21 protein-coding genes are annotated in these 25781 nt (G+C 54.7%); 6 read left to right on the top strand and 15 right to left on the bottom strand.

All coding sequences use genetic code 11. The annotated features are described in order from the left end of the window. Positions 1–85: 85 nt before the first annotated feature. The 4 genes from ACZ1HV_RS01355 to tpiA all read right to left on the bottom strand — a co-directional run bounded on the left by ACZ1HV_RS01355 (position 86) and on the right by tpiA (position 3960). Positions 86–919: a VOC family protein gene (locus ACZ1HV_RS01355; RefSeq protein ID WP_472717080.1), complete on the bottom strand. Its 834-nt coding sequence runs from the start codon at positions 917–919 to the stop codon at positions 86–88. Between the two features lie 27 nt (positions 920–946). Then, entirely contained in the window at positions 947–2575 is a 1629-nt protein-coding gene (locus ACZ1HV_RS01350; protein ID WP_472717079.1) for a CTP synthase, read from the bottom strand. Positions 2576–2707: 132 nt separating this feature from the next. After that, positions 2708–3091 carry a preprotein translocase subunit SecG gene (gene secG, locus ACZ1HV_RS01345; RefSeq protein WP_298821936.1) on the bottom strand — a complete coding sequence of 128 codons (384 nt, stop codon included), beginning with the start codon at positions 3089–3091 and terminating at the stop codon, positions 2708–2710. A gap of 110 nt (positions 3092–3201) precedes the next feature. Next, a complete protein-coding gene (gene tpiA, locus ACZ1HV_RS01340; protein WP_472717078.1) occupies positions 3202–3960 on the bottom strand; it encodes a triose-phosphate isomerase in 759 nt (252 codons plus the stop codon). Between the two features lie 226 nt (positions 3961–4186). Here tpiA and ACZ1HV_RS01335 point away from each other — a divergent pair, with 226 nt between their 5' ends. The 5 genes from ACZ1HV_RS01335 to ACZ1HV_RS01315 are packed head-to-tail and all read left to right on the top strand — an operon-like array spanning position 4187 to position 9666. After that, a complete protein-coding gene (locus ACZ1HV_RS01335; RefSeq protein ID WP_472717077.1) occupies positions 4187–6085 on the top strand; it encodes a peptidylprolyl isomerase in 1899 nt (632 codons plus the stop codon). 26 nt (positions 6086–6111) lie between these two features. Then, complete coding sequence (gene trpD, locus ACZ1HV_RS01330; RefSeq protein WP_472717076.1) at positions 6112–7125, top strand: anthranilate phosphoribosyltransferase; 1014 nt, start codon at positions 6112–6114, stop codon at positions 7123–7125. Beyond that, entirely contained in the window at positions 7126–7941 is an 816-nt protein-coding gene (gene trpC, locus ACZ1HV_RS01325; protein WP_472717075.1) for an indole-3-glycerol phosphate synthase TrpC, read from the top strand. 7 nt (positions 7942–7948) lie between these two features. Further along, positions 7949–8461, top strand: a complete 513-nt coding sequence (moaC, locus tag ACZ1HV_RS01320) for a cyclic pyranopterin monophosphate synthase MoaC (protein WP_472717074.1) — start codon at positions 7949–7951, stop codon at positions 8459–8461. After that, positions 8461–9666: a molybdopterin molybdotransferase MoeA gene (locus ACZ1HV_RS01315; protein WP_472717073.1), complete on the top strand. Its 1206-nt coding sequence runs from the start codon at positions 8461–8463 to the stop codon at positions 9664–9666. Before moaC ends, ACZ1HV_RS01315 begins: the two co-directional genes overlap by 1 nt. Before the next feature lie 9 nt (positions 9667–9675). On the opposite strand, the gene ACZ1HV_RS01310 is transcribed toward ACZ1HV_RS01315, so the two are convergent. The 9 genes from ACZ1HV_RS01310 to ACZ1HV_RS01270 form a co-directional block, all read right to left on the bottom strand. Then, complete coding sequence (locus ACZ1HV_RS01310; RefSeq protein ID WP_298963226.1) at positions 9676–11010, bottom strand: HlyD family type I secretion periplasmic adaptor subunit; 1335 nt, start codon at positions 11008–11010, stop codon at positions 9676–9678. A gap of 3 nt (positions 11011–11013) precedes the next feature. After that, complete coding sequence (locus ACZ1HV_RS01305) at positions 11014–12762, bottom strand: type I secretion system permease/ATPase (protein WP_472717072.1); 1749 nt, start codon at positions 12760–12762, stop codon at positions 11014–11016. Positions 12763–13072: 310 nt separating this feature from the next. After that, positions 13073–13873 (bottom strand): FAD binding domain-containing protein, encoded by an 801-nt coding sequence (locus ACZ1HV_RS01300; protein WP_472717071.1) that lies wholly within the window; start codon positions 13871–13873, stop codon positions 13073–13075. Positions 13874–13956: 83 nt separating this feature from the next. Beyond that, positions 13957–16317 (bottom strand): xanthine dehydrogenase family protein molybdopterin-binding subunit, encoded by a 2361-nt coding sequence (locus tag ACZ1HV_RS01295; RefSeq protein WP_298966984.1) that lies wholly within the window; start codon positions 16315–16317, stop codon positions 13957–13959. 177 nt (positions 16318–16494) lie between these two features. Further along, positions 16495–16986, bottom strand: coding sequence for a (2Fe-2S)-binding protein (locus ACZ1HV_RS01290; RefSeq protein WP_152501626.1), 492 nt, complete (start codon positions 16984–16986; stop codon positions 16495–16497). Positions 16987–17110: 124 nt separating this feature from the next. After that, positions 17111–17833, bottom strand: coding sequence for an SRPBCC family protein (locus tag ACZ1HV_RS01285; RefSeq protein ID WP_472717070.1), 723 nt, complete (start codon positions 17831–17833; stop codon positions 17111–17113). Positions 17834–18106: 273 nt separating this feature from the next. Next, on the bottom strand, positions 18107–19744 hold the full coding sequence (locus tag ACZ1HV_RS01280; RefSeq protein WP_472717069.1) for a bifunctional diguanylate cyclase/phosphodiesterase: 1638 nt from the start codon (positions 19742–19744) through the stop codon (positions 18107–18109). After that, positions 19645–20343, bottom strand: coding sequence for a DUF3369 domain-containing protein (locus ACZ1HV_RS01275; RefSeq protein WP_472717068.1), 699 nt, complete (start codon positions 20341–20343; stop codon positions 19645–19647). The genes ACZ1HV_RS01280 and ACZ1HV_RS01275 overlap by 100 nt, the downstream gene beginning before the upstream one ends. A gap of 7 nt (positions 20344–20350) precedes the next feature. Next, positions 20351–21976 (bottom strand): sensor histidine kinase, encoded by a 1626-nt coding sequence (locus tag ACZ1HV_RS01270; RefSeq protein WP_472717067.1) that lies wholly within the window; start codon positions 21974–21976, stop codon positions 20351–20353. 763 nt (positions 21977–22739) lie between these two features. On the opposite strand from ACZ1HV_RS01270, the gene ACZ1HV_RS01265 reads away from it, so the two are divergent. Then, positions 22740–23486, top strand: coding sequence for a FadR/GntR family transcriptional regulator (locus tag ACZ1HV_RS01265; RefSeq protein ID WP_298820590.1), 747 nt, complete (start codon positions 22740–22742; stop codon positions 23484–23486). Positions 23487–23561: 75 nt separating this feature from the next. On the opposite strand, the gene fumC is transcribed toward ACZ1HV_RS01265, so the two are convergent. Next, a complete protein-coding gene (gene fumC, locus ACZ1HV_RS01260; protein WP_472717066.1) occupies positions 23562–24947 on the bottom strand; it encodes a class II fumarate hydratase in 1386 nt (461 codons plus the stop codon). A gap of 22 nt (positions 24948–24969) precedes the next feature. Next, a complete protein-coding gene (locus ACZ1HV_RS01255) occupies positions 24970–25779 on the bottom strand; it encodes an alpha/beta hydrolase (protein ID WP_472717065.1) in 810 nt (269 codons plus the stop codon). Positions 25780–25781 lie beyond the last annotated feature (2 nt).

The raw sequence follows: 25781 nt of genomic DNA, 5'->3' as shown, positions 1-25781 counted from the left end.
GCCTGACCGGGCGGGCGACAAAATAAGTTACTTTTTCAACTCTGAGAACTGCGCATGTGCGCTACTGACAAGACATCAAGAGGCTTTACGTGCGTTCTTTGGCCGGAGTGAGGACGATAGTGAGACCGAAAAGTTCGTTGGCAGGAACGATCCTGGTCGTGTTTAAGCCTTCACATTCGATTTCCAAAGCCGCCAGAATCGGCAGATCATCCGCAACGGCGTTTGCAGCGGCCTCTCCAAGAAGCGATCTGTAGCCTGCCGGGCTAAGCACGAATACCTTTCCACGAGGCGTTTCGAGTTCCAGTCCAAGACTGGTGGCCCGCATCTCACGCTGTCCTGTGAAAGCCCCCAGAAATTCATGGTGATCCGACGGATCTTCGGCAAGCATATAGACGGTTTGCACTGCCCTCGCACCATTTGAATGGGTCTGAAAATCGGGTTTCCAGAAATTCTCGGGGTACTTGTTGAAACACGTAAAATAACCGATCTGCGGAGAGAGCGGATTATTCAAAATCGTCAAATCGAAGGCAACAGATGTCGTGGATCCATCTGACAGATGCGCTGTCCGTTCAAAGGAAAACGGTTCATAGACGTCCAGCCCGGACTTCAAAAACGCCTCACGGTCTTCAGAAGCACCTTTGCTTTCCAGGACCAGCATGCTGGCCCCTTCCCCGCACGCCAAAAAGTCCCGATTGAAAGCGCCGAAGGAAAACTGTTTTCCCGCAGGCTCCGCAATGAGGTTCGCGTCAGCCACACTTAATAGCTCGATAAAAAAGCCATCAAACTGAATCAGTCGATTTGCCGTTCCCCAAGGGTGTCTGTTCTCAGGTGTTACCGTGAAGCCAAGCTCGGAATAAGCGCGACCGGCCGCATCTAGATCTTTTACTGCGACGACGACGTGATCAAGACCGCGCACCATGGCCATTCCTTCAGGTTTAACGCTCAATCAGACCAAACGGCTTTGCTGCATAGCTGCACCAACAAACGATGCAAAAAGCGGATGAGGTTCGAAAGGTCGAGACTTGAGTTCCGGATGATATTGCACACCGATGAACCAAGGATGCTCAGCGATCTCAACGGTCTCCGGAAGTACACCATCTGGGGATGTCCCGGCAAAAATCAAACCGCAGTCCTCAAGGCGTTCGCGGTAGCCGATATTGACCTCATACCGATGGCGGTGCCGTTCTGAAATAGCGGTCGTTTCATAAATCTCGGCAATTTTCGACCCTGCTTTCAAAGCAGCCGGATAAGCACCAAGACGCATCGTACCGCCAAGGTCACCGTCGGCAACACGGGTTTCTTTTTCATTGCCCTTGGTCCACTCCGTCATCAAACCAACGACGGGTTCCTTTGCGGGTCCGAATTCAGTGGAATTGGCGTTCTTGATACCGGCAAGATTGCGGGCGGCTTCCAATACGGCCATCTGCATCCCGAAACAGATACCGAAATAAGGAATGTTTCGCGTCCGGGCGTAGTTTGCAGCCGCTATCTTACCTTCAGCGCCGCGCTCACCGAAACCACCGGGAACCAGAATGCCATGGACGCCTTCCAGATAAGGACTTGGGTCCTCTTTCTCGAATATCTCCGATTCGATCCATTCGAGTTCCACTTTGACGCGATTGGCTATTCCGCCGTGAACAAGAGCCTCGATCAGAGATTTGTAGGCGTCTTTCAACACGGTGTATTTGCCAACGATCGCTATTTTGACCTCGCCCTCGGGGTTTGCGACGGCCTCAGAGATACGTTCCCAACGATCAAGCACAGGAGCTGGGGCGCCTTTCAAGCCAAAGGCTGCCAGCACTTCGCTGTCCAGGCCTTCCTTGTGATACGCAATCGGAACATCATAGATCGATTTCACGTCATAGGCAGGAATGACCGCGCTTTCGCGGACATTACAGAACAGGGAGAGCTTGCGTTTTTCTGTCTCTGGAATGGGTCGATCACAGCGAATCATCAAGATATCGGGCTGAATGCCGATTGACCGCAATTCTTTCACAGAGTGCTGCGTCGGCTTGGTTTTCATTTCACCGGCACTCGGGATGTAAGGCATCAAAGTGAGGTGGACATAAACAACATCGCCGCGAGGCAGGTCGTTACCAAGTTGTCGGATTGCTTCAAAGAACGGCAATCCCTCGATGTCTCCAACGGTGCCGCCGATTTCGACCAGAACGAAATCGTAGTCTTCATTGCCGGTTAAGACGAAGTTTTTGATGGCATCGGTGACATGCGGGATCACTTGTACCGTGCCGCCCAGATAGTCGCCGCGGCGTTCCTTGGCAATTATGTCCTGATATATTCGCCCCGTGGTGATGTTGTCCTGCTGATTGGCAGGACGCCCGGTAAAGCGTTCATAGTGACCGAGATCGAGATCCGTCTCCGCCCCGTCATCGGTCACGAAGCACTCGCCGTGCTGATACGGGCTCATCGTACCGGGGTCAACATTGAGATAAGGGTCGAGTTTACGAAGACGTACCTTATACCCGCGGGCCTGGAGCAATGCGCCCAGTGCCGCCGATGCAAGACCTTTTCCAAGCGAGGAAACCACGCCGCCAGTGATGAAGATGTATCGCGCCATGGATCAATACCATATCCTTGCCGAGGGCGGTTTGGCCACTCGGGAGTTGCGTTCTTAACACATAAAAATGCCCTGCGAGATCAGCCGCAGGGCACTTGTTGGACGAAAGGCCGATGAGCCTTCAGAACCGCCTTATTGCGCGGTCGGCACCTGTGGGCCTGATGGTGGGCTTAGGCCTTGAAGATCATCAAGAATACCGCCTGACCCATTTTGGGTGTCCCCATCTTGAGCAGCTGGTGCGCCGTCGATCGTGGCCGGAGCGGCATCGAGAATGGACGCCGGGCTGTCTTCGTTTTTTGCAATCAGGCTAAGCGTCAGGGACGTTGCGAAAAATGCCACTGCAAGGATCGCAGTCGCCCTGGTCAATATGTTTGCCGTGCCGCGGCTTGACATCAAGCCGCCACCGCCGCCGCCGCCGCCAATACCAAGTGCACCACCTTCAGAGCGCTGAAGGAGGACAACAAGCACCAGGGCCAGCACGACCATAAGGTGTATTACGATGACTACGGTTTCCATCGAATGCCATTCTGTATTGATTTCAAGTTTGGCGGCCTTCTACACCAGACCGCGGTTGCTTTCTACCCTTCAATTGCGTCTTGAACACAGAAGCTTCAAGACCCTAGTGATCAGGAGTAGGCGGCCAGGATACCCAACAAGTCATCGGCTTTGAGGCTTGCGCCCCCTACCAGTGCTCCATTCACATTGTCGACAGACATGAGTTCTCTTGCGTTTGCCGGTTTGACTGAACCGCCGTAAAGCAGACGCATCCTCTGTCCTTCGCTTCCCAGCCGTCCTTCCAAATTGACCCGCATAGCCTTGTGCATTTCTTCCACATCCGCGGCGGTCGGGGTCAACCCGGTACCGATCGCCCAGACCGGTTCATAGGCAACGACAGTGTTTTCAGCCGTCGCACCATCCGGGATCGATGCATTAAGCTGGCCTTCAACTATCGAAACCGCGTTCCCGGCTTTTCGCTCCGTCTCAGTCTCTCCCACGCATATGATTGCGATCAAACCGGCACGCCAGGCCGCCTGTGCCTTGGCATTTACGATTGCATCGGTTTCACCATGATCAGTGCGGCGCTCAGAATGTCCGACAATCACGGCGCTCGCACCGGCATCGGCCAGCATTTCAGCAGAAATGTCGCCGGTATGAGCGCCAGAGGCAGCAGTGTGACAATCCTGTCCGCCGATTGCGAGCGGTCCCTTACCGGCTTTCTCAGCCAACAGGGCTGTGAGCGTCGACGGGGCGCAAATCATCGCGTCAACGGTGTCGGCGACCTCGTCGGAGATGCCAACCACCATTTTATAGAACTCGGCCTGACTGGCCTTCAGGCCATTCATTTTCCAGTTTCCCGCCACCAGCGGCTTGATCGCAGCGCTCATAGTGTTTTGCTCCCACGTCATGTCAAGAATTTGCCGCCTATAGAGCAGAAGCTTCCCAATGTTGCAATCCGCACCTGCCCTTCAAAATCAAATCTGCGTTGAAGTTAGGCCACACCGCCTTGCGGCGGCGACATGACCTCATTATGATCCGCCCGCTCCGGCTGAAGCCGGTCCCATAATCAGCCTGCTGTTCGGCTGCTGGAATGACAAGAATACGGGAGACGTCATGCTCGACGCGCTGCGCAAGGGCGCTGGCACATGGATTGCCAAAATATTCATCGCCTTGCTGATCTTTAGCTTCGCCATCTGGGGTGTTACTGACTTCCTGCAGGGCTTCGGCCAAAACACTGCGGCAAGAGTTGGTGACACAGAAGTCTCCCTCCTCGATTTCGATCGCACATACCGTCAGGATCTCAACCGTTTCGGTCAACAGCTTGGCCGTCCGCTGACACCGAGCGAAGGAGCTGCACTCGGCATTCCTCAGCAGTCTCTCGGACGGCTTGTTGCCGAAGCTGCCATGAACAATGCAGCGAACGAATTGAAATTGAGCGTATCAGACGAACGTCTTGCGACCATCATTCAGTCCGATCCGGCATTCCAAAGCTCAAGCGGACGTTATGATCGCACACGCCTGCAACAGGTGCTTCAAAGCAACGGGTATACAGAAGACGAATATGTCGTCCAACGCCGTCACATTGCTGAACGCAGTCAGCTCGCCGAAGGCATCGCCGGAAGCATGAAGGCGCCTGTTGCCTATCTTGAGGCTTTGAACGCTTATCAGAGCGAAAGCCGCAACGCCGAGTATCTTTTGATTACCGCCGACTATATCGGCGAGATTGAAGATCCTGCCGACGGGGATCTCTCGACCTACTTTGAAGACACCAAGGCAAATTTCAAAGCACCTGAATATCGCGAAATCAAAGTGCTTGAGTTGACGCCTGGGGCGCTTTCCAGACCAGGCGACATTGTCGAAGAAGATGCCCTTGCAGAGTATGAGCGCCGGAAAGAAGACTTTTCGCAACCTGAACGCCGACGGGTCCGACAAATGTCGTTCCCTTCTCAGGAAGCAGCTGAAGAAGCAGCGGCAGAACTGCAGAGCGGCAAGACCTTTGACGATCTCATGACTGAGCGCAATCTGACGAGCAACGACGTTTCCCTCGGTGTAATGGCAAGAGCGGATTTTCTGGATGACACGCTGGGAGATGCTGCCTTTTCACTTGCAGAAGGAGAAACGAGTGGCGCTGTCGACGGTCGTTTCTCGACAGTTGTCCTGAATGTTGAAGAAATTCTGCCGGAAGACGTGCAGCCCTTCGAGGAGGTGCGTGACACAATCGTAACGGAGCTGGCAGCGGAACAGGCCGAACGCGAAATACTTGATCTGCTTGATGAAATCGAGGATGCCCGTGCAGGCGGTGCCCTTCTTGACGAAGTCGGAGAGCGCTTCTCACTTCAGGTGAAATCCCCTGAAGCTTTCGATGCCAGTGGCCTGTCAATGTCGGGTTCAGCGGTTGAATTGACTGAAGCTGACGGCCTCGTGTCCGGTGTTTTCGACAGTGACATCGGCATTGAAAATGATGTTATCCAGCTCGGAAACCAGGGTTTCCTTTGGTACGAGGTCACAAAAGTGATCCCGTCGCGCGACAGAACCCTTGACGAGGTCCGCGACGATGCCATCGCCAGCTGGAAACAGGATGAGATGGCAAAGCAGCTTGGTGAAGCTGCCGAAGCGTCTCTGGCAAAAGCTGAAAGTGGAACACCGCTCGCGAATCTTGCCACGGAAATGGGGCTTGAGGTCAAAACGGCCGAAGATCTGAAACGAAACAACCCGTTGGGGGATCTGGGGCAGGAAGCAATCACGGCTGTTTTCAATGGACCAGAAGGAAACGTTGCAACCACAGCTGCCGCGGATGGCAATAGCCGTGTCGTCCTGAAGGTCACTGCAACGTCTCGTCCGGAACTTGAGGCCGATTCACCGGAAGCCGCGGCGATTGGCTCTCAACTGTCACAGCAGATCCAGGAAACGCTGTTAGGTCAGTTCATCTCCGATCAGGAAAGAAAGTCAGGCGTTGAGATCAACAATGCCGGTATTTCCCAGGTGATCGGACTGACACAGCAGCAGCACTGACATTCGGCACTGGCGGATTTGACGACATGACCAATTTCAAGGACATCATCGCAAGCGTGGCCGACGGCGAAACCTTGAGCCCAAAAGACGCTCGCGAGGCCTTTGAAGTCATCCTCTCCGGATCCGCCACACCTTCCCAGCTGGGCGGGTTTTTGATGGCTCTGCGCGTACGCGGTGAAAGCATCGCCGAAGTTACGGGCGCTGTTGCAACAATGCGTGCCAAAATGCTTCCTGTCGATGCGCCAGACGATGCCATAGATATCGTCGGTACAGGCGGCGACAGTTCCGGAAGTTACAATATCTCAACTTGCACAGCGATTGTCGTAGCTGGTTGCGGCGTGCCGGTTGCCAAGCACGGAAACCGATCCCTTTCCTCCAAGTCCGGTGCCGCTGAAGCGCTTTCAGAGCTCGGTGTGAATATCGACGTCGCACCTGAAAAGATTTCAGAGTGCATTCACAAGGCAGGAATTGGCTTCATGTTCGCGCCGCTTCATCATGCGGCGATGAAACATGTGGGCCCTACCCGCATGGAGCTTGGAACCAGAACGATCTTCAACCTTCTCGGTCCCTTGTCGAACCCGGCAGGTGTCAATCGGCAGATGGTCGGTGTGTTCGCACACAAGTGGGTTGAACCTGTAGCGCAATCCTTGAACGAACTGGGTTCGGAAAGGGCATGGGTCGTTCATGGTTCCGACGGGATGGATGAAATCACCACCACCGGCAAGACATTTGTCAGTGAACTCAAGGATGGAAGTGTCCGGTCTTTTGAAATCTCACCGGAAGATGCAGGCTTGCCTATTTCAAGGATGGAAGATCTCAAGGGAGGGCTACCAGCCGAAAACGCCAAGGCTCTACGTCAGGTGCTGTCAGGTGCCGAAAACGCTTATCGCGACATTGTTCTTTTCAACGCTGCTGCGTCCTTGATGGTTGCTGACAAGGTCGACAATCTCAAAACGGGTGTCGAAATGGCAGCAGAATCCATCGACAGCGGCAAAGCAGCCGACACTCTTGAAAAGCTGGTTGCCGCTTCAAACGGGTAAATGATGGCCGATATCCTGCAAAAAATTGAAGCCTACAAGCGCGAAGAAATCGCAGCTGCCAAGGCGCGTGTCTCTCTTGCCGATCTTAAGGCACACTGTGCTGACAACGACGGCCCCAGAGGATTTTTGAAGGCTATCGAGGCCAAGCATTCAGTTGGCGAATACGCCCTGATTGCAGAGATAAAGAAGGCCAGTCCCTCCAAGGGCCTCATCCGGGCGGACTTTGACCCGCCTGCACTTGCAAAAGCATATGAAGATGGCGGAGCAGCCTGTCTTTCGGTCCTGACTGACACGCCGTCTTTTCAGGGAAAACCTGAGTTTTTGACTGCAGCACGCTCGGCTGTTTCCCTGCCTGCATTGCGCAAGGACTTTTTATACGACACCTACCAGGTCTACGAAGCCCGCGCCTGGGGTGGTGATTGTATTCTTGTCATTCTGGCGTCAGTCGATGACGATACCGCAAAAGCGCTCGAGGACACCGCATTCGAACTTGGCATGGATGTTCTTCTGGAAGTGCACAATGCCGAGGAAATGGAACGCGCGCTTAAACTCACTTCCCGTCTGGTCGGTATCAACAACAGAAACCTCAAGACCTTCGAGACGAAACTTGAGACCAGTGAAGTTTTGGCACCTCAGGTCCCGGACGACCGGATCGTGGTTGGCGAATCCGGATTGTTCACTCCTGATGATCTCGCCCGTATGAACAAGGTTTCAATTTCAACGTTCCTGATTGGCGAAAGCCTGATGCGCCAGAATGACGTAAGCAAAGCGACAAAAGACCTCCTGCAACATCCACCCATGTCAAAAGCGGTTTAGTCCGGCCATGAGCAATCACGATCCGAAACTGACGCACCTTGACGAGGCCGGTGCAGCCAACATGGTGGATGTTTCGACCAAGGAAAGTACCCATAGAATCGCTGTAGCGCGTGGGAGCGTGACCATGCGCGCCGATACGCTTGCGCTCATTCGGTCTGGCAATGCCAAAAAAGGTGACGTGATTGGGACTGCTCGCGTCGCCGGGATCATGGCGGCGAAAAAGACCCACGAGCTCGTTCCGCTTTGTCATCCCCTGATGTTATCGAAGGTCGCCGTTGATATCGAAGTCGATGAGGAACTGCCCGGTCTTATTGTAACAGCGACAACAAAGGTCAGCGGACAAACCGGCGTCGAAATGGAAGCCCTGACTGCATGCTCGGTCACCTGCCTGACCATTTACGACATGGCCAAAGCCGTCGACCGGGGAATGGTTATCGGCGACATCAAACTGGTGGAAAAGGCCGGTGGCAAGTCAGGTCATTGGACGCTGGATAAAGATGGCAGCGAAGGTGGCACCTGATGAGCCTCATGCCGGTCTCAGAGGCCCTTGAAAACCTGCTTGAAGGTGTTGAACCAAGAGAGACTGTTCAGGCACCACTCGACAAGGCAAATGGTCGTTTTCTTGCCGAACCACTTACATCCACGCGCAATCAGCCCCCTTTTGCCGCTTCCGCCATGGATGGATACGCCATCCGTCACAGCGACCTCACCGGCGACACAACCGTCCTAGAGGTGATCGGAGAAGCCCCCGCCGGACACGGCTTTGCGGGCAAGGTGCAGAACGGCCAGGCTGTGCGGATTTTTACCGGCGCCCCGGTTCCTGACGGAACCGACACTATTCTTATTCAGGAAAACGCGGAAAGAACAGGCGACAGCATCACTGTGCTTGAACAACCGCAGAAGGCTGCATTTGTTCGGCCGGCAGGCCTCGATTTTTCGAAGGGCGAGATCTTGTTGTCTCCTCCTTTGAGCCTCACATACCGGCATCTTGCGCTCGCAGCGGCGATGAACCACGAAAAGGTGCCTGTCATCCGCAAACCCGTCGTTGCGATACTGGCAACAGGCGATGAACTGGTTCGCCCGGGCCAGGACCCCGGTCCGGATCAGATCATCGCTTCCAATCACGCTGGCATCGCTGCTCTGGTTGAAGACTGCGGCGGTTTACCGCTGGATCTCGGCATTTCGCGCGACGATCCGATTGAACTCGCGACACATGTGCGCAAGGCACTCGATGCCAAAGCCGACATTCTCGTCACACTGGGCGGGGCATCGGTCGGGGACCATGACCTGGTGCAGGATGTTCTTGGCCAGGAAGGCATGGACCTTGCCTTTTGGCGCATTGCCATGCGTCCCGGAAAACCATTGATGGCCGGGCGTCTCGGCAAAACCAAAGTCCTCGGATTGCCTGGCAATCCCGTTTCAAGCCTGGTGTGTGGTCTTTTGTTCCTGAAACCTTTGCTGAAGGCAATGCTCGGCCAGAGACCGGATCAAGCAAGACCGCAACACGCAATACTTGGCGCAGACCTACCAGAGAACGACCGAAGGCAGGATTATGTACGCGCAGCCTTGAAAGAGGATGACAATGGCCGCCAGGTTGTTACGCCTTTTGCCAAGCAGGACAGCTCTATGTTGAACCTGCTGGCAATGTCAGGCGCATTGATAATCCGGCCGCCACATGCTCCTGGCGAGAAAGCCGGAACAACGGTTCCGATCCTGATACTCTGAAGCGCCGGACTAGCGTTCCCTCATTGCGTGAGCAATCTGATCCGTAATCGGCTTCACCAGATAGCTCAACACTGTCCGATCCCCGGTTTGCAGAAAGGTCTCGACCGGCATGCCCGGCACCAGCGTCTGGGTGCCGAGTTTTTGCAGTTCCTTGTCGTCGATCACCATCCGTGCAACGTAGTAGCTGTTGCCCGTGCGTTCATCTTCCGTCAGGTCGGCAGACACGGTCAGAAGCTCGGCATTCAGCTCCGGCGTGGTTCTCTGGTCAAAGCTCGGGAACCGAACTCTCGCACTTTGTCCAGGGGCCATCTGGTCAATATCAACCGGGCGAACCTGTGCTTCAACGAGCAATTGATCTCCTCTCGGCACGATCTGCATGACGGTTTCGCCCGGCGCGATCACGCCGCCGATTGTATGGACAGACAGCTGGTGCACGAATCCGTTGATCGGCGCCAGGATTGCAACGCGGGTCAGCTCGTCTTCTGCCGCGATCTTCTGTTCTTCCAGCTGCGCTATACGCGAACGGACTTCCTGAAGCTGCTCCAGAACCTCGGCGCGATACGATTCCTCGATCTGCAGGATCTGGATACGGCGCTCGCTTATGGACTCCTTCGTCCTTGCGATTTGCGCGATCAGGTCTCCATATTCGCCTGCTAGACGGGCCTTTTCCCTTCGAAGCGCTGTCACCCGGCTTTTCGAGACAAGTTGCTTGTTCAAGAGACCATCCAGGTCTCCCAATTCCTCATCGATCAGCTCAATTTCCGAATCCTTGGCCGTAACCTGGGCTTCCAACCCCTGGGTTTGCTTGTTGAATTGCCGGATCTGCTCTTCAAGCTGGTTTTTGCGGCCTTCCTTGGAATTCTGCCTGGCTTGCAGCAGCAGCTGCTGTCCACGCTCAATATCGCCGATTTTGTCCTTGCGTTCCTCAGGCCAGTCGATTGTGGTTTGATCGTCGCGCTCAGCCTCAAGGCGCAACTCCTGTGCAGTCAATTCCGTCAGCTGTTTGGTGATCACTGCCAGATTGGCGCGGGTAACGGTGTCGTCCAGCCTGAGAAGAAGTTCGCCGGCCTCGACCAAGTCGCCATCCTTGACCGTAATCTGATGGACGATCCCACCCTCACGGTGCTGGACTTGCTTGGAATTGCTCTCAACAACTATGGTCCCCGAGGAAACAACCGCTCCGGATATTTCAGTAAAGGTGGCCCAGGCTCCGATGCCGCCCACCACGAAGATCGCAACGAACAAGGCAAACAACAAATGATTGCGGACTGTCTTGCGCAACATGTCGTCCGCGTTGCTTGTTTGGGCGTGTCCGGTTGTTTGATTGATTTTCTGCTTAGCCATTGATCACCGTCCCGGAGCCATTCCGGTCTGCACGCGCGGAACCGGTTGAACAACTTGTTTAAGTACGTCTTCCTTAGGGCCGAATCCGACCATCTTGCCTTCCTTGAGACACAGGATCTTGTCGACTGTTGCGATGGCGCTCGGACGGTGCGCGATGACAACAACAATCGAGCCCTTGTCACGCATCGCCTTGATGGCGTTGGTCAGGGCGCCCTCACCCTCAGCGTCAAGATTTGAATTCGGCTCGTCCAGCACCACAAGGAAGGGATTTCCGTAAAGTGCCCTGGCAAGCGCAATGCGCTGTCTCTGCCCGGCAGAAAGCAAACGTCCGCTGCGACCGATAACGGTATTATAGCCATCAGGCAGGCTCACGATCAGATCGTGCACGTCGGCCAGTTTGGCTGCCTCGATTATCTTCTCAGAAGAAGCCTCTGCATTGAAGCGCGCGATGTTTTCCGCAATCGTTCCGTCAAAAAGCTGAAGATCTTGAGGCAAATAGCCGATGAAATCGCCTCGCTTCGCACTCGGCCATTGGCCGAGTTCCGATCCGTCAAAGCGAACAACACCCTTGAGGGATGGTGTCGCACCTACGAGAGCGCGTGCAAATGTCGATTTGCCTGAGCCCGAAGGTCCAATGATCCCCAGGCCGTCACCTGCCGACAGTTCAAGCGAAATATTCTGAACAAACGGCATGGCTTCGCCAAACGGGCCGCAGAAGACTTGTTCAGCCTTGAGGTTTTGTGTCGGGATCGGCAAATCCATCTTTTCTGGTTCGTCATCTGCAATCAGCAATACTTCGCGCAGACGTTTCAGCGCTTGCCTGCTTGCGACGAAACCACGCCATTGAGCAACCGCCTGCTCAATCGGCGACAACGCGCGAGATGTCATGATTGACGCCGCAATCATAACGCCCGGAGTGATTTCCTGCTGAATCGCAAGCCAGGCGCCGACGCCCAAAATCGCAGACTGCAGAACAAATCTGATTGTCTTGATCGCCGTACCAAAAACACCTGTACGATCTGCAGCGCGGCGCTGAGTCGAGAGATATTCGTTGTTCTGGTCATCCCACTTCGATGTCAGGGCGCTCTGCATCCCCATCGCCGTCACGACTTCGGAATTCCGCTGACCTATTTCAACTTCAGCCGAACGCTTGCCGGCCTGACCGGCCGCGTCCTCAGATGGGCCACGTGACATGAGCTCATTCAAGCCAATCAAAATGGTGATGATCAGCGCACCGGCAGCTCCGACAATACCCAGAAGCGGGTGAAAGAGAAAAACGATCCCCAGATACAATGGCAACCAGGGAATGTCGAAAATCGCAGCCGGACCTGGACCGGACAGAAACTGCCGAACGGTATCCAGATCCTGAACGGGGCGAAGTTTGGCCGCCTTTTTTCCTAGTCTCACCGGAAGTGAATTGGAAACTCTGTAGACAATCCCGCTCAAGCGCGCATCGACACGTTGGCCAAGACGCGACAGAATTCGGCTTCGAACGCCCTCCAAGAGGCCATAAAAGAGGTAGAGCACGATGGCCAGAACACCGATCACCACAAGCGTCGGAACGGAGCCACTCGCCAGAACACGGTCATAAACCTGAAGCATGAACACCGGTCCGGTGAGCATCAGGATGTTTATGACGAAGCTGACAATCGCAACTCCCCAAAAGGCCGATCTGACGGGACGAAATGCTTTTGTCACCGGATTGTCCCGGCCAACTATCGCTTTCGCGTTGCTCTGTTTTGCACCCACCATTTAGCCCTCGGAAACGTTGCTTTTGATCGGGAATTCACATTCAAGCATCGATATGGCCCACCTTGCCGGCAAAACATGCAAGGCGGGATGTAACCATTACCGGATTGCTAGAATCTATAGCCCTCTTGAGTCGAATTATTCCTCAACAATATTGGCATCCGGATGGCACGAATAAGGTGTTCCATATCACACAATGTTTGTCGGCTCCGCAAATAAAACGAAGTTAACTTTCTCTAAAAATTTAAATATTTGTAACTAGGCCCGACTGTATTAAAGCCGGGCCTAAGCATTTATTCCAACTTCTATTCGTTCACTGCGCTGCATTCACGGCGCGTTTTGCCATGACTGTTACGAGGTTTGCTCTGTAGTTTGCGGATCCGTGGAGGTCTGAGAGCATATCTGCAGGCGCAGGGGCAATTCCTGCGACAGCGTCCGGTGACCAGTTGCCGGCCAGGGCCGCTTCCATGTCGCTCATCCGGAAGACGCCGTTCTGCCCGGCGCCTGTCACGGCCACCGTCACCGACCCGTCTGCGCCCTTGGCGACAAACACGCCCGCCATGGCATAGCGCGAGGCAGGGTTCGGATATTTGGCATAAGCCGACTTTGCCGCCAGCGGGAAGGCCACCGACACAACCACCTCATCTTCATCAAGGGCCGTGTCGAACATGCCGGTGAAGAAGTCCCCGGCCGCAAGGGTCCGTTTGCTGGTCGTCACGACCGCACCGAGCCCGAGCAAGGCCGCCGGATAGTCCGCCGCCGGATCGTTGTTGGCAATCGAGCCCCCAAGCGTGCCCATGTGACGGACCGCCGGGTCGCCGATGCCCCCGGCAAGGGCCGCAAGACCAGGCAGCTTCTGCCGCACAAGATCCGATGCCGCCACCTCCGCGTGGGTCGTTGCCGCCCCGATCACGATGGTTCCCTCGCCTTCGCAAATGCCCTGCATCTCCGCAATCTTCGTCACGTCAACAAGGTCCGACGGCGCCGCAAGACGCTGCTTCATCGTCGGCAGAAGCGTCTGGCCGCCACCCAGGATCTTGCCGTCCTCTGCTGCCGCCATCTTCTCGGCAGCCTCCGATACGGAACCGGCACGGTGATAGGTTGTCTCATACATGTTGGGTCTCCCCCAAATCTCAAGTGTCCAATGACATCAGGTCCAATGCGGGCGGTCACACCGCCCGCTCATCGTCTCAAGTCCTATTCGGCAGCCTGCCTCAGGCCCGCCTGGCAAAGCGCCCACACCTTCTCAGGAGAAGCCGGCATCGACACAGCGTTGCTGCCGATCGCATCCGTGATCGCATTGATCACCGCAGGCGGAGACCCGATCGCTCCGGCCTCCCCGCAGCCCTTCATGCCGAGCGGGTTGCCAGGGCACGCCGTCACATGGGTCGACAGCTGATAGGACGGAACATCATCCGCACGCGGCATCGTGTAGTCCATGTAGGAGGCCGTCAGAAGCTGACCGCTCTCGTCATAGGCCGCATTCTCAAGCAGCGCCTGGCCAATGCCCTGCGTGATGCCGCCATGTACCTGACCTTCCACGATCATCGGGTTGATGATGTTACCAAAGTCATCTGCAGCCACAAAGCTCACAACCTCCGTCTGACCCGTCTCCGGGTCCACCTCGACCTCGCACACATAGGTCCCCGCCGGGAAGGTGAAGTTGGTCGGGTCGTAGAACGCCCCCTCCTTCAGACCCGGCTCCATGCCCTCAGGCAGATTGTGCGCCGTATAGGCCGCAAGCGCCACCTCGGTGAAGCTCAGCTTCTTGTCTGTGCCGGCCACTTTCAACTCGCCGCCCTCGATCTGGATGTCCCCTTCCGAGGCCTCCATCAAGTGTGCCGCGATCTTCTTCGCCTTCGCCTCGACCTTGTCCAGCGCCTTCACAACAGCCGACATGCCGACCGCGCCCGAGCGGGACCCGTAGGTGCCCATGCCGAACTGGACCTTGTCCGTATCCCCGTGCACGATCGCAACCGCATCGCTGTCAAGGCCGAAGCGCTCGCTGATCAGCTGTGCGAAGGTCGTCTCATGGCCCTGGCCATGACTGTGGGAACCGGTCAGAACCTCAACCGTCCCCACCGGGTTCACACGAACCTCGGCAGATTCCCAAAGACCCACACCGGCACCAAGAGATCCGACCGCCGCTGACGGCGCAATCCCGCAGGCTTCGATGTAACAGGACAGGCCGATCCCGCGCAGCTTGCCACGCGAGGCCGCTTCCGCCTTGCGCGCGGCAAACCCGTCATAATCGGCCGCCTTCAGCGCCGCATCCAGCGTCGCATCATAATCGCCCGCGTCATAGCACATGATCACCGGTGTCTGATGCGGGAACGACCGGATGAAGTTCTTGCGCCGGAACTCGGCCGGCGACAGGCCGACCTCGCGCGCCGCCGTCTCCATGATCCGCTCAAGCAGATAGGTCGCCTCAGGACGTCCGGCGCCGCGATAGGCATCCACAGGCGTCGTGTTGGTATAGACCGTCTTCACATTCGCATGGATCGCCGGGATGTCGTATTGCCCCGACAGCAGCGTTGCATAGAGATAGGTCGGAACCGACGACGAGAACAGCGACATGTAGGCGCCCAGATTGGCAACCGTCTTCACCCGCAGGCCGATGATCTTGTTGTCCGCATCCAGCGCAAGCTCGGCTTCCGAGCGGTGATCGCGGCCATGGGCATCCGTCAGGAACGCTTCCGTGCGGTCCGATACCCACTTCACAGGCCGGCCGACGCGCTTCGACGCCCAAAGGCACACCATCTCTTCCGGATAGATATAGATCTTCGAGCCGAAGCCGCCGCCCACATCAGGGGCAATCACGCGCAGCTTGTGTTCCGGTGCGATGTTGTAGAACGCCGACAGGACCAGACGCGCCACATGCGGGTTCTGGGAAGTCGTATAGAGCGTATAATGCTCCTCGGCCGCATCATAGCCGGCAAGCGCGGCCCGCGGCTCCATCGCGTTCGGAACAAGGCGGTTGTTGTGGATCTCCATCCGCGTCACATGCGCGGCACGGCCAAACGCCTCGTCGGTCGCTCCCGCATCACCGATTTCCCAGTCGTAGATCAGATTGCCTTCCGCTTCCGGATGGATCTGCGGCGCGCCCGCCTCAAGGGCTGCAAGCGGATCAACAACCGCAGGAAGCTCCTCATAGTCGACAACCACCGCATCGGCAGCGTCCCGAGCCTCGGCCTGCGTGTCGGCAATGACAACCGCAACAGCCTGGCCCACATGGCGCACAACCTCAGGCTCAAGCGCCCGCCAGCCGCCCATCTTCATCGGCGTGCCGTCCTTGGAGTGGATCATCCATCCGCAGATCAGATTGCCGACACCGTCGCCCACAAGCTGATCGCCCGTCAGAACCGCATCCACTCCCGGCATCGAAAGAGCCGCACTGGCATCGATCCCCGTGACCTTCGCATGGGCATGCGGCGAGCGCACAAAGGCCGCATAGCCCATGCCCGGCATCGCCATGTCATCCGTATAACGGCCACGGCCCGTGATGAAGCGCTTGTCCTCCTTGCGCAGAGCCCGGGCGCCAATCCCTTCAACTGCCATCATCTCTCTCCCAAATACTGCTCCGGATCAAAAAACTCCGGATGGTCTCCTCCGACCGGTCTGCCCGGCCCGCGTCTTCTCAAAGGTCGGTTCCAGACCGCCACTGCCGGCTCCCTCCGGCAGATCAAAGGCGTCCCGCCTGACCCATAAATCCGTCGTGTTCCTAAAACCGGGCCCTCACTCGGCCGCCTGCGCCATGCCAGCCATCTGGTCGGACGCCGCCTTGATCGCCTTGACGATGTTCTGATACCCCGTGCAGCGGCAGATGTTGCCTTCCAGCTCGTGCCGGATCGTTGCCTCATCAAGATTGCCCGCACCGTGACGGTTGATCATGTCAACCGCGCTCATGATCATCCCCGGCGTGCAAAATCCGCACTGAAGACCGTGATGCTCCCGGAACGCCGCCTGCACAGGATGAAGCGCATCCGCGCTGCCAATCCCCTCAAGCGTCACCACCTCACTGCCATCCGCCTGCGCCGCCAGCATCGTGCAGGACTTCACCGCCTTGCCGTCAACATGAACAACACACGCGCCGCATTGCGACGTGTCACAACCAACATGCGTTCCCGTCAGACCCCGAACATCCCGGATCAAAGACACAAGCAACGTCCGGTCCTCGACCTCGGACGAAACGGTCTTCCCGTTCAATACCAAAGATACTTTCGACATAAATCTCTCTCCCTCATGGAACCTCTCGGGCCAAAGCCCAAATTGCCGGTTTAACACCGTGTTCTGTGGGTCCTGACAGCAAACGCCACCAGAACCGGATCATTCCAAATCTGTCGCCAAAGGGTCAACTGGCAAGCGCAAGAACAACAATCAGCGCGCCAAGCAGCAAAAGACCCCACACCATCGGTCCGCCAAACGCATTCCGACCCGCAGCATCCTCCAAATTCTCCTCTGCCTTGTGAAGACCCTCCTCAACCTTGTGCTCGGCCTCGCCAATCGCATGAAGAACCTCGCCCGGCGCCTCCTCAAGCGCGATCCGCTTGGCCTCCTCGGCAACACCTTCATCAAGATCAGCCGCAAGATCCGTGTCCGAAGACACCGAAGACCCCTCGGACACCGCCGCCGCAGAGCCCCCGACCTGCTCGCTAAACCGCGAGAAAAACTCCTCGGCCATCTTGCGCGCCGTGGAATCAATCAAACGGCTGCCAAGCTGCGCCAACTTGCCACCAACCTGAGCCTTCGCCTCGTAACTCAAAACCGTCGCATCACCATCTTCAACCAGACGGATGTCAGCCGACCCCTTGGCAAAACCGGCAACACCGCCCTTGCCCTCGCCAACAATCGTGTAACTCTCCGGCGCAACAACATTCTCAAACGTAACAGAACCTTTGAACTTCGCCTTGACAGGACCAATCTTCGACGTAACCGAAGCCGACATCTCATCATCCGAAACACGCTCAAGAACTTCACAACCAGGTATGCACAAACGCAAAACATCAGCGTCATTCAACGCTGACCAAACAGAAGAACGCGTGGCTGGTATCCGATGAGATCCGCTCATATCCATCTGATTTCTCCTCAGGTTGCGCTTAAGTTCTTACTATGCCGGTGCGTATGGAACGTTTCACGAAGCGACAAGGCGCAGCGCCCTCGCACTTCTGGTATCAGAGCGTGTTTCACCCGAACTTTCAATCGCTTATGTTTAAAATGTTGAAGAACTTCCGCTCTCACACGCTCACAACGAGAAAGCAGCGGCTGCCACAAAGGCCAGGTATCAACTGCTCCAGAGCAGAATTCTCGGCGCACACACCCAAACTGCGAGCAAACTTGAACTTAGGCCTTACGATTGAAAAGTGCTGCCGGAGACAGAAGATTGCTGAACGAACTTCATGAGATCATCGCAGCTCTGAGGCTTTGAATAAAGAAAACCCTGCAGGTAGTCACATTGGAGTTCTTGCATGATTTTACGCTGCCCGGTGGTTTCGACACCTTCGGCAGTAACTTCCAAATTCATTGCTTTCGCAACAGCAATAATCGATTTCACCACAGCCAGGGCGTCAGCATCCTGGTCCATGTTGGAAATGAAACTCCGGTCGATCTTGATGCCGTCGACAGGCAGTTTGCGCAAATAGCTGAACGAAGAATATCCCGTTCCGAAATCGTCAATGACGACCTTGGCCCCCTTGTTCCGCAGCCACGTCAAAAGTGACAGCGTAACCTGATCGTTGCTTAAAAAGAGGCCTTCGGTCACCTCGAAGACCAATCGATGCAACTGTAGTTCAGCAGCCGAAGCAGCGTCCTCTATATCCTTGTAAATTCTGTTTGTTTGAACCTGTCTGGGCGACAAATTGACATTCAGACGAACATCATTTCCGGCCACGGACAGTTTCCGGAATTCGGAGAATGCCGACTTGAACATCCAGGCACCGATTTCGGTTATCAGACCACTGGCTTCGGCTGCTTCGATCATCCGAGCGGTGTTCAGAAAATTTCCTGCCGGCGTCTTGAAGCGCATCAGCGCTTCGAATGACGCAATGCTGTCGTCCCCGGATCGCATGATTGGCTGGTAATGAAGATGAAATTCTGTCTGATTGGCGCTGCCCGTCAGCATGGAAGCCAGGCGCAAACGCTCAAAGGCAGCTTCCTGCATCAACGGATGGAAAACGGAATGATTGGTCATGCCCTTCTGGCGGACATCATTGAGCGCGATTGAGGCAAAGCGCACCAACTCTTCGGCGCCATGAGCACTGTCCTCGCTTGAGGCAAACCCAAGACGCATGCGCAGATTAATCTGGTTGTCATCCAGAGTAATGGGTTCCTGAAACGCATCCTCCACCCGAGTCACAATGCTCTGGATATCGTTGGCCTCGCCACCTTTGAGAAGAACAAGAAACTCGTCTTTCTCCTTACGCGCGATCGTCAGGGCATCGGGGAAAATCTGAGACAGTCGATGGCCGGTACGTTTCAGAACCCCGCCCGCCCTTTCATCGCCAATGCCATCCACAACCACTCGAAAACGCTGGATGTCACAATGGACCACGAGAAGCGGTATCTGATTGGAGGCATGTCGTTGAAAGGTCTCAATGAAGCCGGAAAACGTTGAAAGTCCCGTGACCCGGTCGACAAAGGCCAGATTCCGGATGTGCTCGAGCAACCCGGTTTTCTCGTAACCGAGTGCGACATTGGAGACAAAGAGCTGCATAAGCTCCGTTCCAACAATCTCCTCAAGCTCTACATTGCTCATGGCAAGGTAGAGCGCGCCGGTCATACCGTTACGCGTAATGAGGGGCATAGCGAGACCATTCGGTCCCGAGACAGGTTCTCTTGTTTCGATGCATGAATTGACCGCTCTGCGGACGGCATCCTCCCCCAGGACTTCTATGGGAAGATCCGTTTTTTCCTGAAGTCCACCCGTTGCAGCGAGAACGCGTATGTTGGATCTGTCGTTTTTTTCTCCGACAAAGTATCTTGACCGCAAAGCAGCAGATCGACGGGATGGTCCAGAAGATCGGTCAACTGTCGCAATACAGCCGTTGCAAATTCACTCAGCGCGTTTTTCTGAACAATTTCAGCAAAATGACCGTTCAGCTGCTTGAGTTTTCGCCTATTGGTTTCAAGCGACATAACAAGCTTGTAGCCGCGCAGGGCCGTGATTATTGCCGTGAGCAATTTTGTCCGAGACAACTCTGCCTTTTCTGCATATCCGTCGATGTCGAACTTCATGATCACATCAGTTTGCGGCGCATAACCGGGCTGGCCTGTCCGAAGGATCAAACGGGTAAAGTGATTTCCAAGTTCAGACCGTATCCAGCTGACCAATCCAAGGCCGGCGGTGTCGCTTTCCATGACGACATCAACAAGCGCAACAGCGATGTCGTCGCTGGATTTGAGTATTTCTTGCGCCTCCTGCGCCGAAAGAGCATGCAGCAAATCAAACGATCGCCCATCGAAAATGCACCCAGCAACTGCAATTTTTGTCACTTCATGTACATCTGGATCATCGTCAACGATAAGAATTTTCCAGGGAGCCTTCGTACTCTTGATGGCTTCAGGTTTAGAAGGAGCAAGAAAATCCATCACCATCTCACTGCACCTTGCTTCTAGCAGGTTGCTTGGTTTCGGCAGGAGCGACGACCGGGAATTCGATAGTAAACTCAGTTCCCGACCCCACTTTGGATACGACCGAGATCGTCCCGCTAAGGGCTTCCGTCACCAGTTGATAGCAAATGGCCATCCCCAACCCGGATCCACCCTTGCCGAACTTGGTCGTAAAGAATGGTTCGAAGACCTTTTTCAGATTCTTTTCAGGTATCCCGACGCCATCGTCTTTGCATTTGAAAACAATCTTCATCTGGCCGGGTTTACCGCCGGAAATTGGCGGGACGGTTTCCAAACGCGAAGACAGCCTGATAACCCCCTGAGTGTGATCCTCGTATCCATGTTTCAGAGCGTTTTCGACCAGATTGGAAACCAGCTGGCTGACGGCACCGGGGTAACTGTCGATCACGCCATCTGCATTCAGATCAAGTTGGACCTCAAACGGCGTCTTTTTCAAAGTCGGCTGAAGCGTTGCAAGTGTTTCGCGAACTATATGATCGAAACTGAAGGTGCGTTTCTTTTCGCTTTGCCGGTCGACGGCGACCTGTCGAAAGTTACCGACCAGATCCCGCGCCCGTCCAAGTGTCTTTTCAATAATGTCCGCCGTATCGGAAATCCGGCCAATTTCATTTTCAAGAGCTTCTTTGCTCAGGCTCTGTTGGTCAAGTTCGGTGGTCAGGAGCTGTGTTGAGTCTTTGATCGTGGTAGCCGCCATCAGCGCGTTGCCAAGCGGTGTATTCAATTCGTGAGAAACCCCGGCAACAAGCGCCCCGAGCGCAGCCAGATTATCGGCCTGAATAAGCTCTTCCTGAACCAATTTCAGCTGCTCCGTGCGATGCGCCACCAAGTCTTCGAGATTGGTCTGATATTCTTGAATTTTCTGCAAATCCATGTGTCGCCGTTGCACCATCGATTGTAGGCTTGCGGACAGAATTCCAATCTCGTCAGCCCTGCCTGGCATGAGTTCCGCCTTGGGCGGATCTTCGATCAAACGCGGTGTAGAAAGATAACTGACGATGTCTGACAAGGGTTGACCGATCAGCCGTTTGAAGACTGTCCGGATCACGATCGCCAGCAGCAGAATATAGACAACGATCGCCGTAACGATGAAGCCGACCGTCGAGGCAATTTCGTAGGAGATCGTGCTACGGTCGATCAGGATAAAGACCTGCCCGATTGCATCCTTGTGCAGAATAGTACTGGGTGAATTGAGGGTGTAGCTGAGAGCTTCATCCGCCCGCGGGCCCGTCAACGGCTCACCGAAATTGCCGGTATCGGGTGTTTCGACCCATACCTTTTCGATGACTTCAAGGCTTTCCAAGCCACGTATCAGCTGAAGGGTCGCATCTGCATTGACTGTCCAGATTGCGCGTTCAAAGGGCCGTTTGGTTGCTTGAAAAAAGGCTTCCGTGACACGGATGGCGCGTGCGTGCGACGAATCCCAGGTTATCTTCGTCAAGATGCCGATGAACAGCACACCCAGAAGAGCGAACAATCCAAGTGTATAAAAAATGAAAGTGCGAGACAGACTTGCACGGCCCATCTCCTTGGGAGTGTATGGCAACGTCGAACTGCCGCTCAAACTCAAAATGCCCACCTCACCTATCGGCACCAGATCTTGTCCAATCAACACAGATCAAACAACACCCGAAGTCGATTGCCCCTTTTCAAAAAGAGGAGAAAAACCCAACCCGTTTCCCCGTTACTTGCTACTTGTCCCCAATCACACCACTGGTTGCCACATTGAAAACACAGGTGAAGCGATTGAAAGCCAGACACAAGTACCGAAATATCACCTTGGGCGATTCTCCTAAATATTCCATAAAAATCAATTGTAAATAAAAACAGCCCACTCATGATTATGATAAATTCGAGGCAATATTTATAACTGCAAGATCTCTCTTGAATGCCTCAAGTGAAATTCTCAGTTCTTGACTTTCCTAAAGCTTCATTTCGCTGCATTTGCTGTAAAGCCAATATCGACTTGACGCGACCGTCGCACTTCTGTCGGCCATGCATTTGAATGTCGTCGACTTCGGAACATTTTTTGAGCTGCGTGGCAGCGGAAATACTATTGTTTGCAACAATTTTAGCTGCAAAAAGCTACAAATAAAATCTCAATTATCGACGAAATAGTCTGGAATTGTCGACTATCCATAAAAAATCTGTCCTACAATCAGGTTATTTTACAATGCCTCACCCTAAACAACGTGAGAATACGCAAGTTATCGGTTAATTTTATTTTTTGGTGCCATATTAATCCTTGATAATTCTAGTTTTTCTCGAGAATCCCCTGTAAAACATAAATGTAAGACGTCGGCAGCCCAACGAGTTCTACTTCCGGTTCTGGCACCACGACCACTTGAGTTGATACGATGAACAAAGCAACCCATCTTTCCTTCACCCTGCCTGACAAGGTTCTGACTTCATTGCCGACTGGTGCTGTGAAGGACACGGTGGAACATTTGGGCAAACGTATTGCGCGCGGTTACTATAAGACCGGCGCAGTCCTGCCTAAAGAAGATGAGCTGGTAGATTCGCTTGGCGTTTCAAGAACTGTTGTGAGAGAAGCCATCAAGGTCTTGTGCGGCAAAGGCCTTGTTCGAACGGCACGCCGCTACGGGTCGCGGGTGTGTCCTTTCGAAGACTGGAACCTGTTGGATCCCGATGTCATTCGCTGGCACGATCCCGAAAGCCCGTTGACTGCGCGCATCTTTGCTGAAGCAACGGAGCTGCGTCTCATTTTCGAACCTGAAGCGGCTGCCCTGGCAGCTGAAAATGCCAGTCCGGAACAGCGGGGCAGGATACTGGCTGCTGCGCAAAGCCTGACTCAAATGAACGACGAAACGAACGTCATCGGCGCGGACTACGCGTTTCACGCGACCATCCTTCAGGCCAGCGGCAACATGATGTTGGCTCAGCTTCAAAATCTGATTTATGCCGTCTTGATTTTTTCGTATTCGGCGGGTCGCAAGGTTGAGCGGAAGGAACACCTCTCCATGCATGACCACATTGGAGTAGCTGAAGCAATCAAGTCAGGCCAGACAGAGCTTTCGCGGGTCCGCATGCGCGACATGCTTATGCAAAACAAACTGACTGCGGAGAGATTTATCTCTGCTTGACACCGGGCAACATGACCAAATCACCGGGTCGTGACACTCGCTGACAAGCACCGCGATAATCTGCTTTAAGACCGGTTACAACGATGGACCGAGCATTTTTGTAGGGTCGACAACGTTATCGAATTCTTCCTCCAGCACAAAGCCCAGCGCCAAACAGGCTTCCTTCAACGTGATGTCATTTTCAAAGGCGTGGTGAGCCGCATGGCTGGCCTTGTCATAACCGATAACAGGGCTCAATGCTGTTACCAGCATCAAGGACTGTTCAAGGTACTCTCGAATTCGTTTTTCGTTTGGCTCCATGCCTTCAACGAGGAAACTAGAGAAGTTGCTACAGCCATCCCCCATAATCCGGATTGATTGCAGAATCGCGTTGATCATCAGCGGCTTGTAGACATTCATTTCCAGATACCCGCTTGCACCGCCAATTCCCGTGGCAACGTCATTTGCCATAGCCTGGACCGCTACCATGGCCAGGGCCTCACATTGTGTCGGATTGACCTTCCCCGGCATGATGGAAGAGCCTGGTTCATTTGCTGGAATGATCAGTTCATAAAAACCGCATCGCGGACCACAGGAAAGCAGTCGAATGTCGTTTGCAATCTTGAACAGCGAGACTGCCAGTGTGCGCAGAGCACCGCTCAGCATAACCAGTGCATCATGACTGCCCTGAACCGCAAACTTGTTCGGCGCGGTATAAAAAGGAAGTCCAGTCAATTCTGCAATCTTTGCAGCTGACATGACCGCGAAGTCTGGGTGAGTATTGATCCCCGTTCCGACAGCCGTTCCGCCAAGCGCGAGCCCATAGACGTTTTGAAGCGAAAATTCTATGCGTTCGATATCCTGCTTCAACAGTTCTGCGTAACCTGAAAACTCCTGACCAAGCGTCAATGGCGTTGCATCCTGCATATGCGTGCGCCCGATTTTGATGATTGTATCCCAAGCTGCCGACTTGGCCTTGAGACTGTCGTGAAGGCGTCTCACACCGGGCAGCAAACGTTGTTTCACTTGTAGGGCGGTCGCCATGTGCATCGCAGCCGGAAAAGTGTCATTTGATGACTGGGACATGTTGACATGGTCGTTGGGGTGGACCGGGTCCTTTGTCCCAAGAACTCCACCCGCAATTGCGATGGCGCGGTTGGAAATGACTTCATTCACATTCATGTTTGTCTGCGTACCGCTGCCAGTCATCCAGACATGCAAGGGAAAGTGGACATCCAGCTTTCCCTCTATCACTTCGTCCGCGGCCCGGACGATGAGGTCAGCCAGATCTTCTCGCAGAAGTCCTAGATCCGCGTTGGTGAGCGCAGCAGCCTTCTTTAAATAGCCGTAGGCGTGAACCAACTCAATTGGCATGAGGTCGGTTCCAATCGAAAAATACTCTATGGAGCGCTGTGTCTGAGCACCCCAGTATTTGTCTTCCGGTACATCGATTTCCCCAAGACTGTCGCTTTCTCTGCGCATTCGGCATTCCCCGCTTACCAGGTCAGTCCTTCAACAGAGCGGACACCAGCCCGCTATTCGGATCGATCAGGTCTTCAATCACGTCAAAATGGTGCCGGCCAGGTTCTGTATGACAAGTCGCGGTTGGCCAAGCCTGAGCCAGCAAGGTCGACTGGCGTACAAATTCAGGGCGCTCGTCTTCTCCAACCCACGCGACGACGGGGCATTCCCTGAGAGGCTCTGCAAGAGCCGGGCTCTCCCTTGCTGCGTCATCTTCCGACAAATTAAAAGATGCATTCATGGCGGTCTTCCTGAGCGGACGAAGGTCGTGAAGTCCGCTAATGGAGACCACTTTCTCAATTCTTCCAAGGAAGGTTGGCGAAATCGGTGTATCCGCACAAAGCATCCGTGTCACCAGATGACCGCCCGCAGAATGACCAGCAAGACGTATAGGCCCGTCCAAACGGTCACCGGCTGTATTGATGGCTTCTCCAATCTGCAAGGTGATATCTTCAATCCTGACCGAAGGTGCCAGCTCATACGAAGGCAGGCAAACGGTCCAGTTCTGGTTCAGGCAACCGGCAGCAAGGTGCGACCAGCTGGATTTGTCGAAACGCAGCCAATAGCCACCATGCACGAAAACCATCAGACCACGTGATGGCCCGTCAGGACTGAAAATATCAAATCTTTGGCGTTCACTATCACCATAGACGACATCGATTTCTTTTATGGGCCAGGTATCCCGGAACGCACTGGCTTCCTTTTCCCAGCGCGGCGGAAAGCTCGCAGCATCTTGAATGTGCGCAGCATTTGCATATGCATCGTCCCAATCGAAAGTCTCTTGCTCGTTCATTT

Source organism: Roseibium sp. JB4-4 (genome assembly GCF_055693425.1).
The sequence above is the reverse complement of the archived record's forward strand: the minus strand, read 5'-3'. Positions and strand labels throughout refer to the sequence as shown.

Bases quoted from the DNA above. Each gene is read 5' to 3' on its own strand.
- ACZ1HV_RS01355 (WP_472717080.1), bottom strand. From the start codon at position 919: ATGGTGCGCGGTCTTGATCACGTCGTCGTCGCAGTAAAAGATCTAGAT.
- ACZ1HV_RS01350 (WP_472717079.1), bottom strand. From the start codon at position 2,575: ATGGCGCGATACATCTTCATCACTGGCGGCGTGGTTTCCTCGCTTGGA.
- secG (WP_298821936.1), bottom strand. From the start codon at position 3,091: ATGGAAACCGTAGTCATCGTAATACACCTTATGGTCGTGCTGGCCCTG.
- tpiA (WP_472717078.1), bottom strand. From the start codon at position 3,960: ATGAGCGCTGCGATCAAGCCGCTGGTGGCGGGAAACTGGAAAATGAAT.
- ACZ1HV_RS01335 (WP_472717077.1), top strand. From the start codon at position 4,187: ATGCTCGACGCGCTGCGCAAGGGCGCTGGCACATGGATTGCCAAAATA.
- trpD (WP_472717076.1), top strand. From the start codon at position 6,112: ATGACCAATTTCAAGGACATCATCGCAAGCGTGGCCGACGGCGAAACC.
- trpC (WP_472717075.1), top strand. From the start codon at position 7,126: ATGATGGCCGATATCCTGCAAAAAATTGAAGCCTACAAGCGCGAAGAA.
- moaC (WP_472717074.1), top strand. From the start codon at position 7,949: ATGAGCAATCACGATCCGAAACTGACGCACCTTGACGAGGCCGGTGCA.
- ACZ1HV_RS01315 (WP_472717073.1), top strand. From the start codon at position 8,461: ATGAGCCTCATGCCGGTCTCAGAGGCCCTTGAAAACCTGCTTGAAGGT.
- ACZ1HV_RS01310 (WP_298963226.1), bottom strand. From the start codon at position 11,010: ATGGCTAAGCAGAAAATCAATCAAACAACCGGACACGCCCAAACAAGC.
- ACZ1HV_RS01305 (WP_472717072.1), bottom strand. From the start codon at position 12,762: ATGGTGGGTGCAAAACAGAGCAACGCGAAAGCGATAGTTGGCCGGGAC.
- ACZ1HV_RS01300 (WP_472717071.1), bottom strand. From the start codon at position 13,873: ATGTATGAGACAACCTATCACCGTGCCGGTTCCGTATCGGAGGCTGCC.
- ACZ1HV_RS01295 (WP_298966984.1), bottom strand. From the start codon at position 16,317: ATGGCAGTTGAAGGGATTGGCGCCCGGGCTCTGCGCAAGGAGGACAAG.
- ACZ1HV_RS01290 (WP_152501626.1), bottom strand. From the start codon at position 16,986: ATGTCGAAAGTATCTTTGGTATTGAACGGGAAGACCGTTTCGTCCGAG.
- ACZ1HV_RS01285 (WP_472717070.1), bottom strand. From the start codon at position 17,833: ATGGATATGAGCGGATCTCATCGGATACCAGCCACGCGTTCTTCTGTT.
- ACZ1HV_RS01275 (WP_472717068.1), bottom strand. From the start codon at position 20,343: ATGGATTTTCTTGCTCCTTCTAAACCTGAAGCCATCAAGAGTACGAAG.
- ACZ1HV_RS01265 (WP_298820590.1), top strand. From the start codon at position 22,740: ATGAACAAAGCAACCCATCTTTCCTTCACCCTGCCTGACAAGGTTCTG.
- fumC (WP_472717066.1), bottom strand. From the start codon at position 24,947: ATGCGCAGAGAAAGCGACAGTCTTGGGGAAATCGATGTACCGGAAGAC.
- ACZ1HV_RS01255 (WP_472717065.1), bottom strand. From the start codon at position 25,779: ATGAACGAGCAAGAGACTTTCGATTGGGACGATGCATATGCAAATGCT.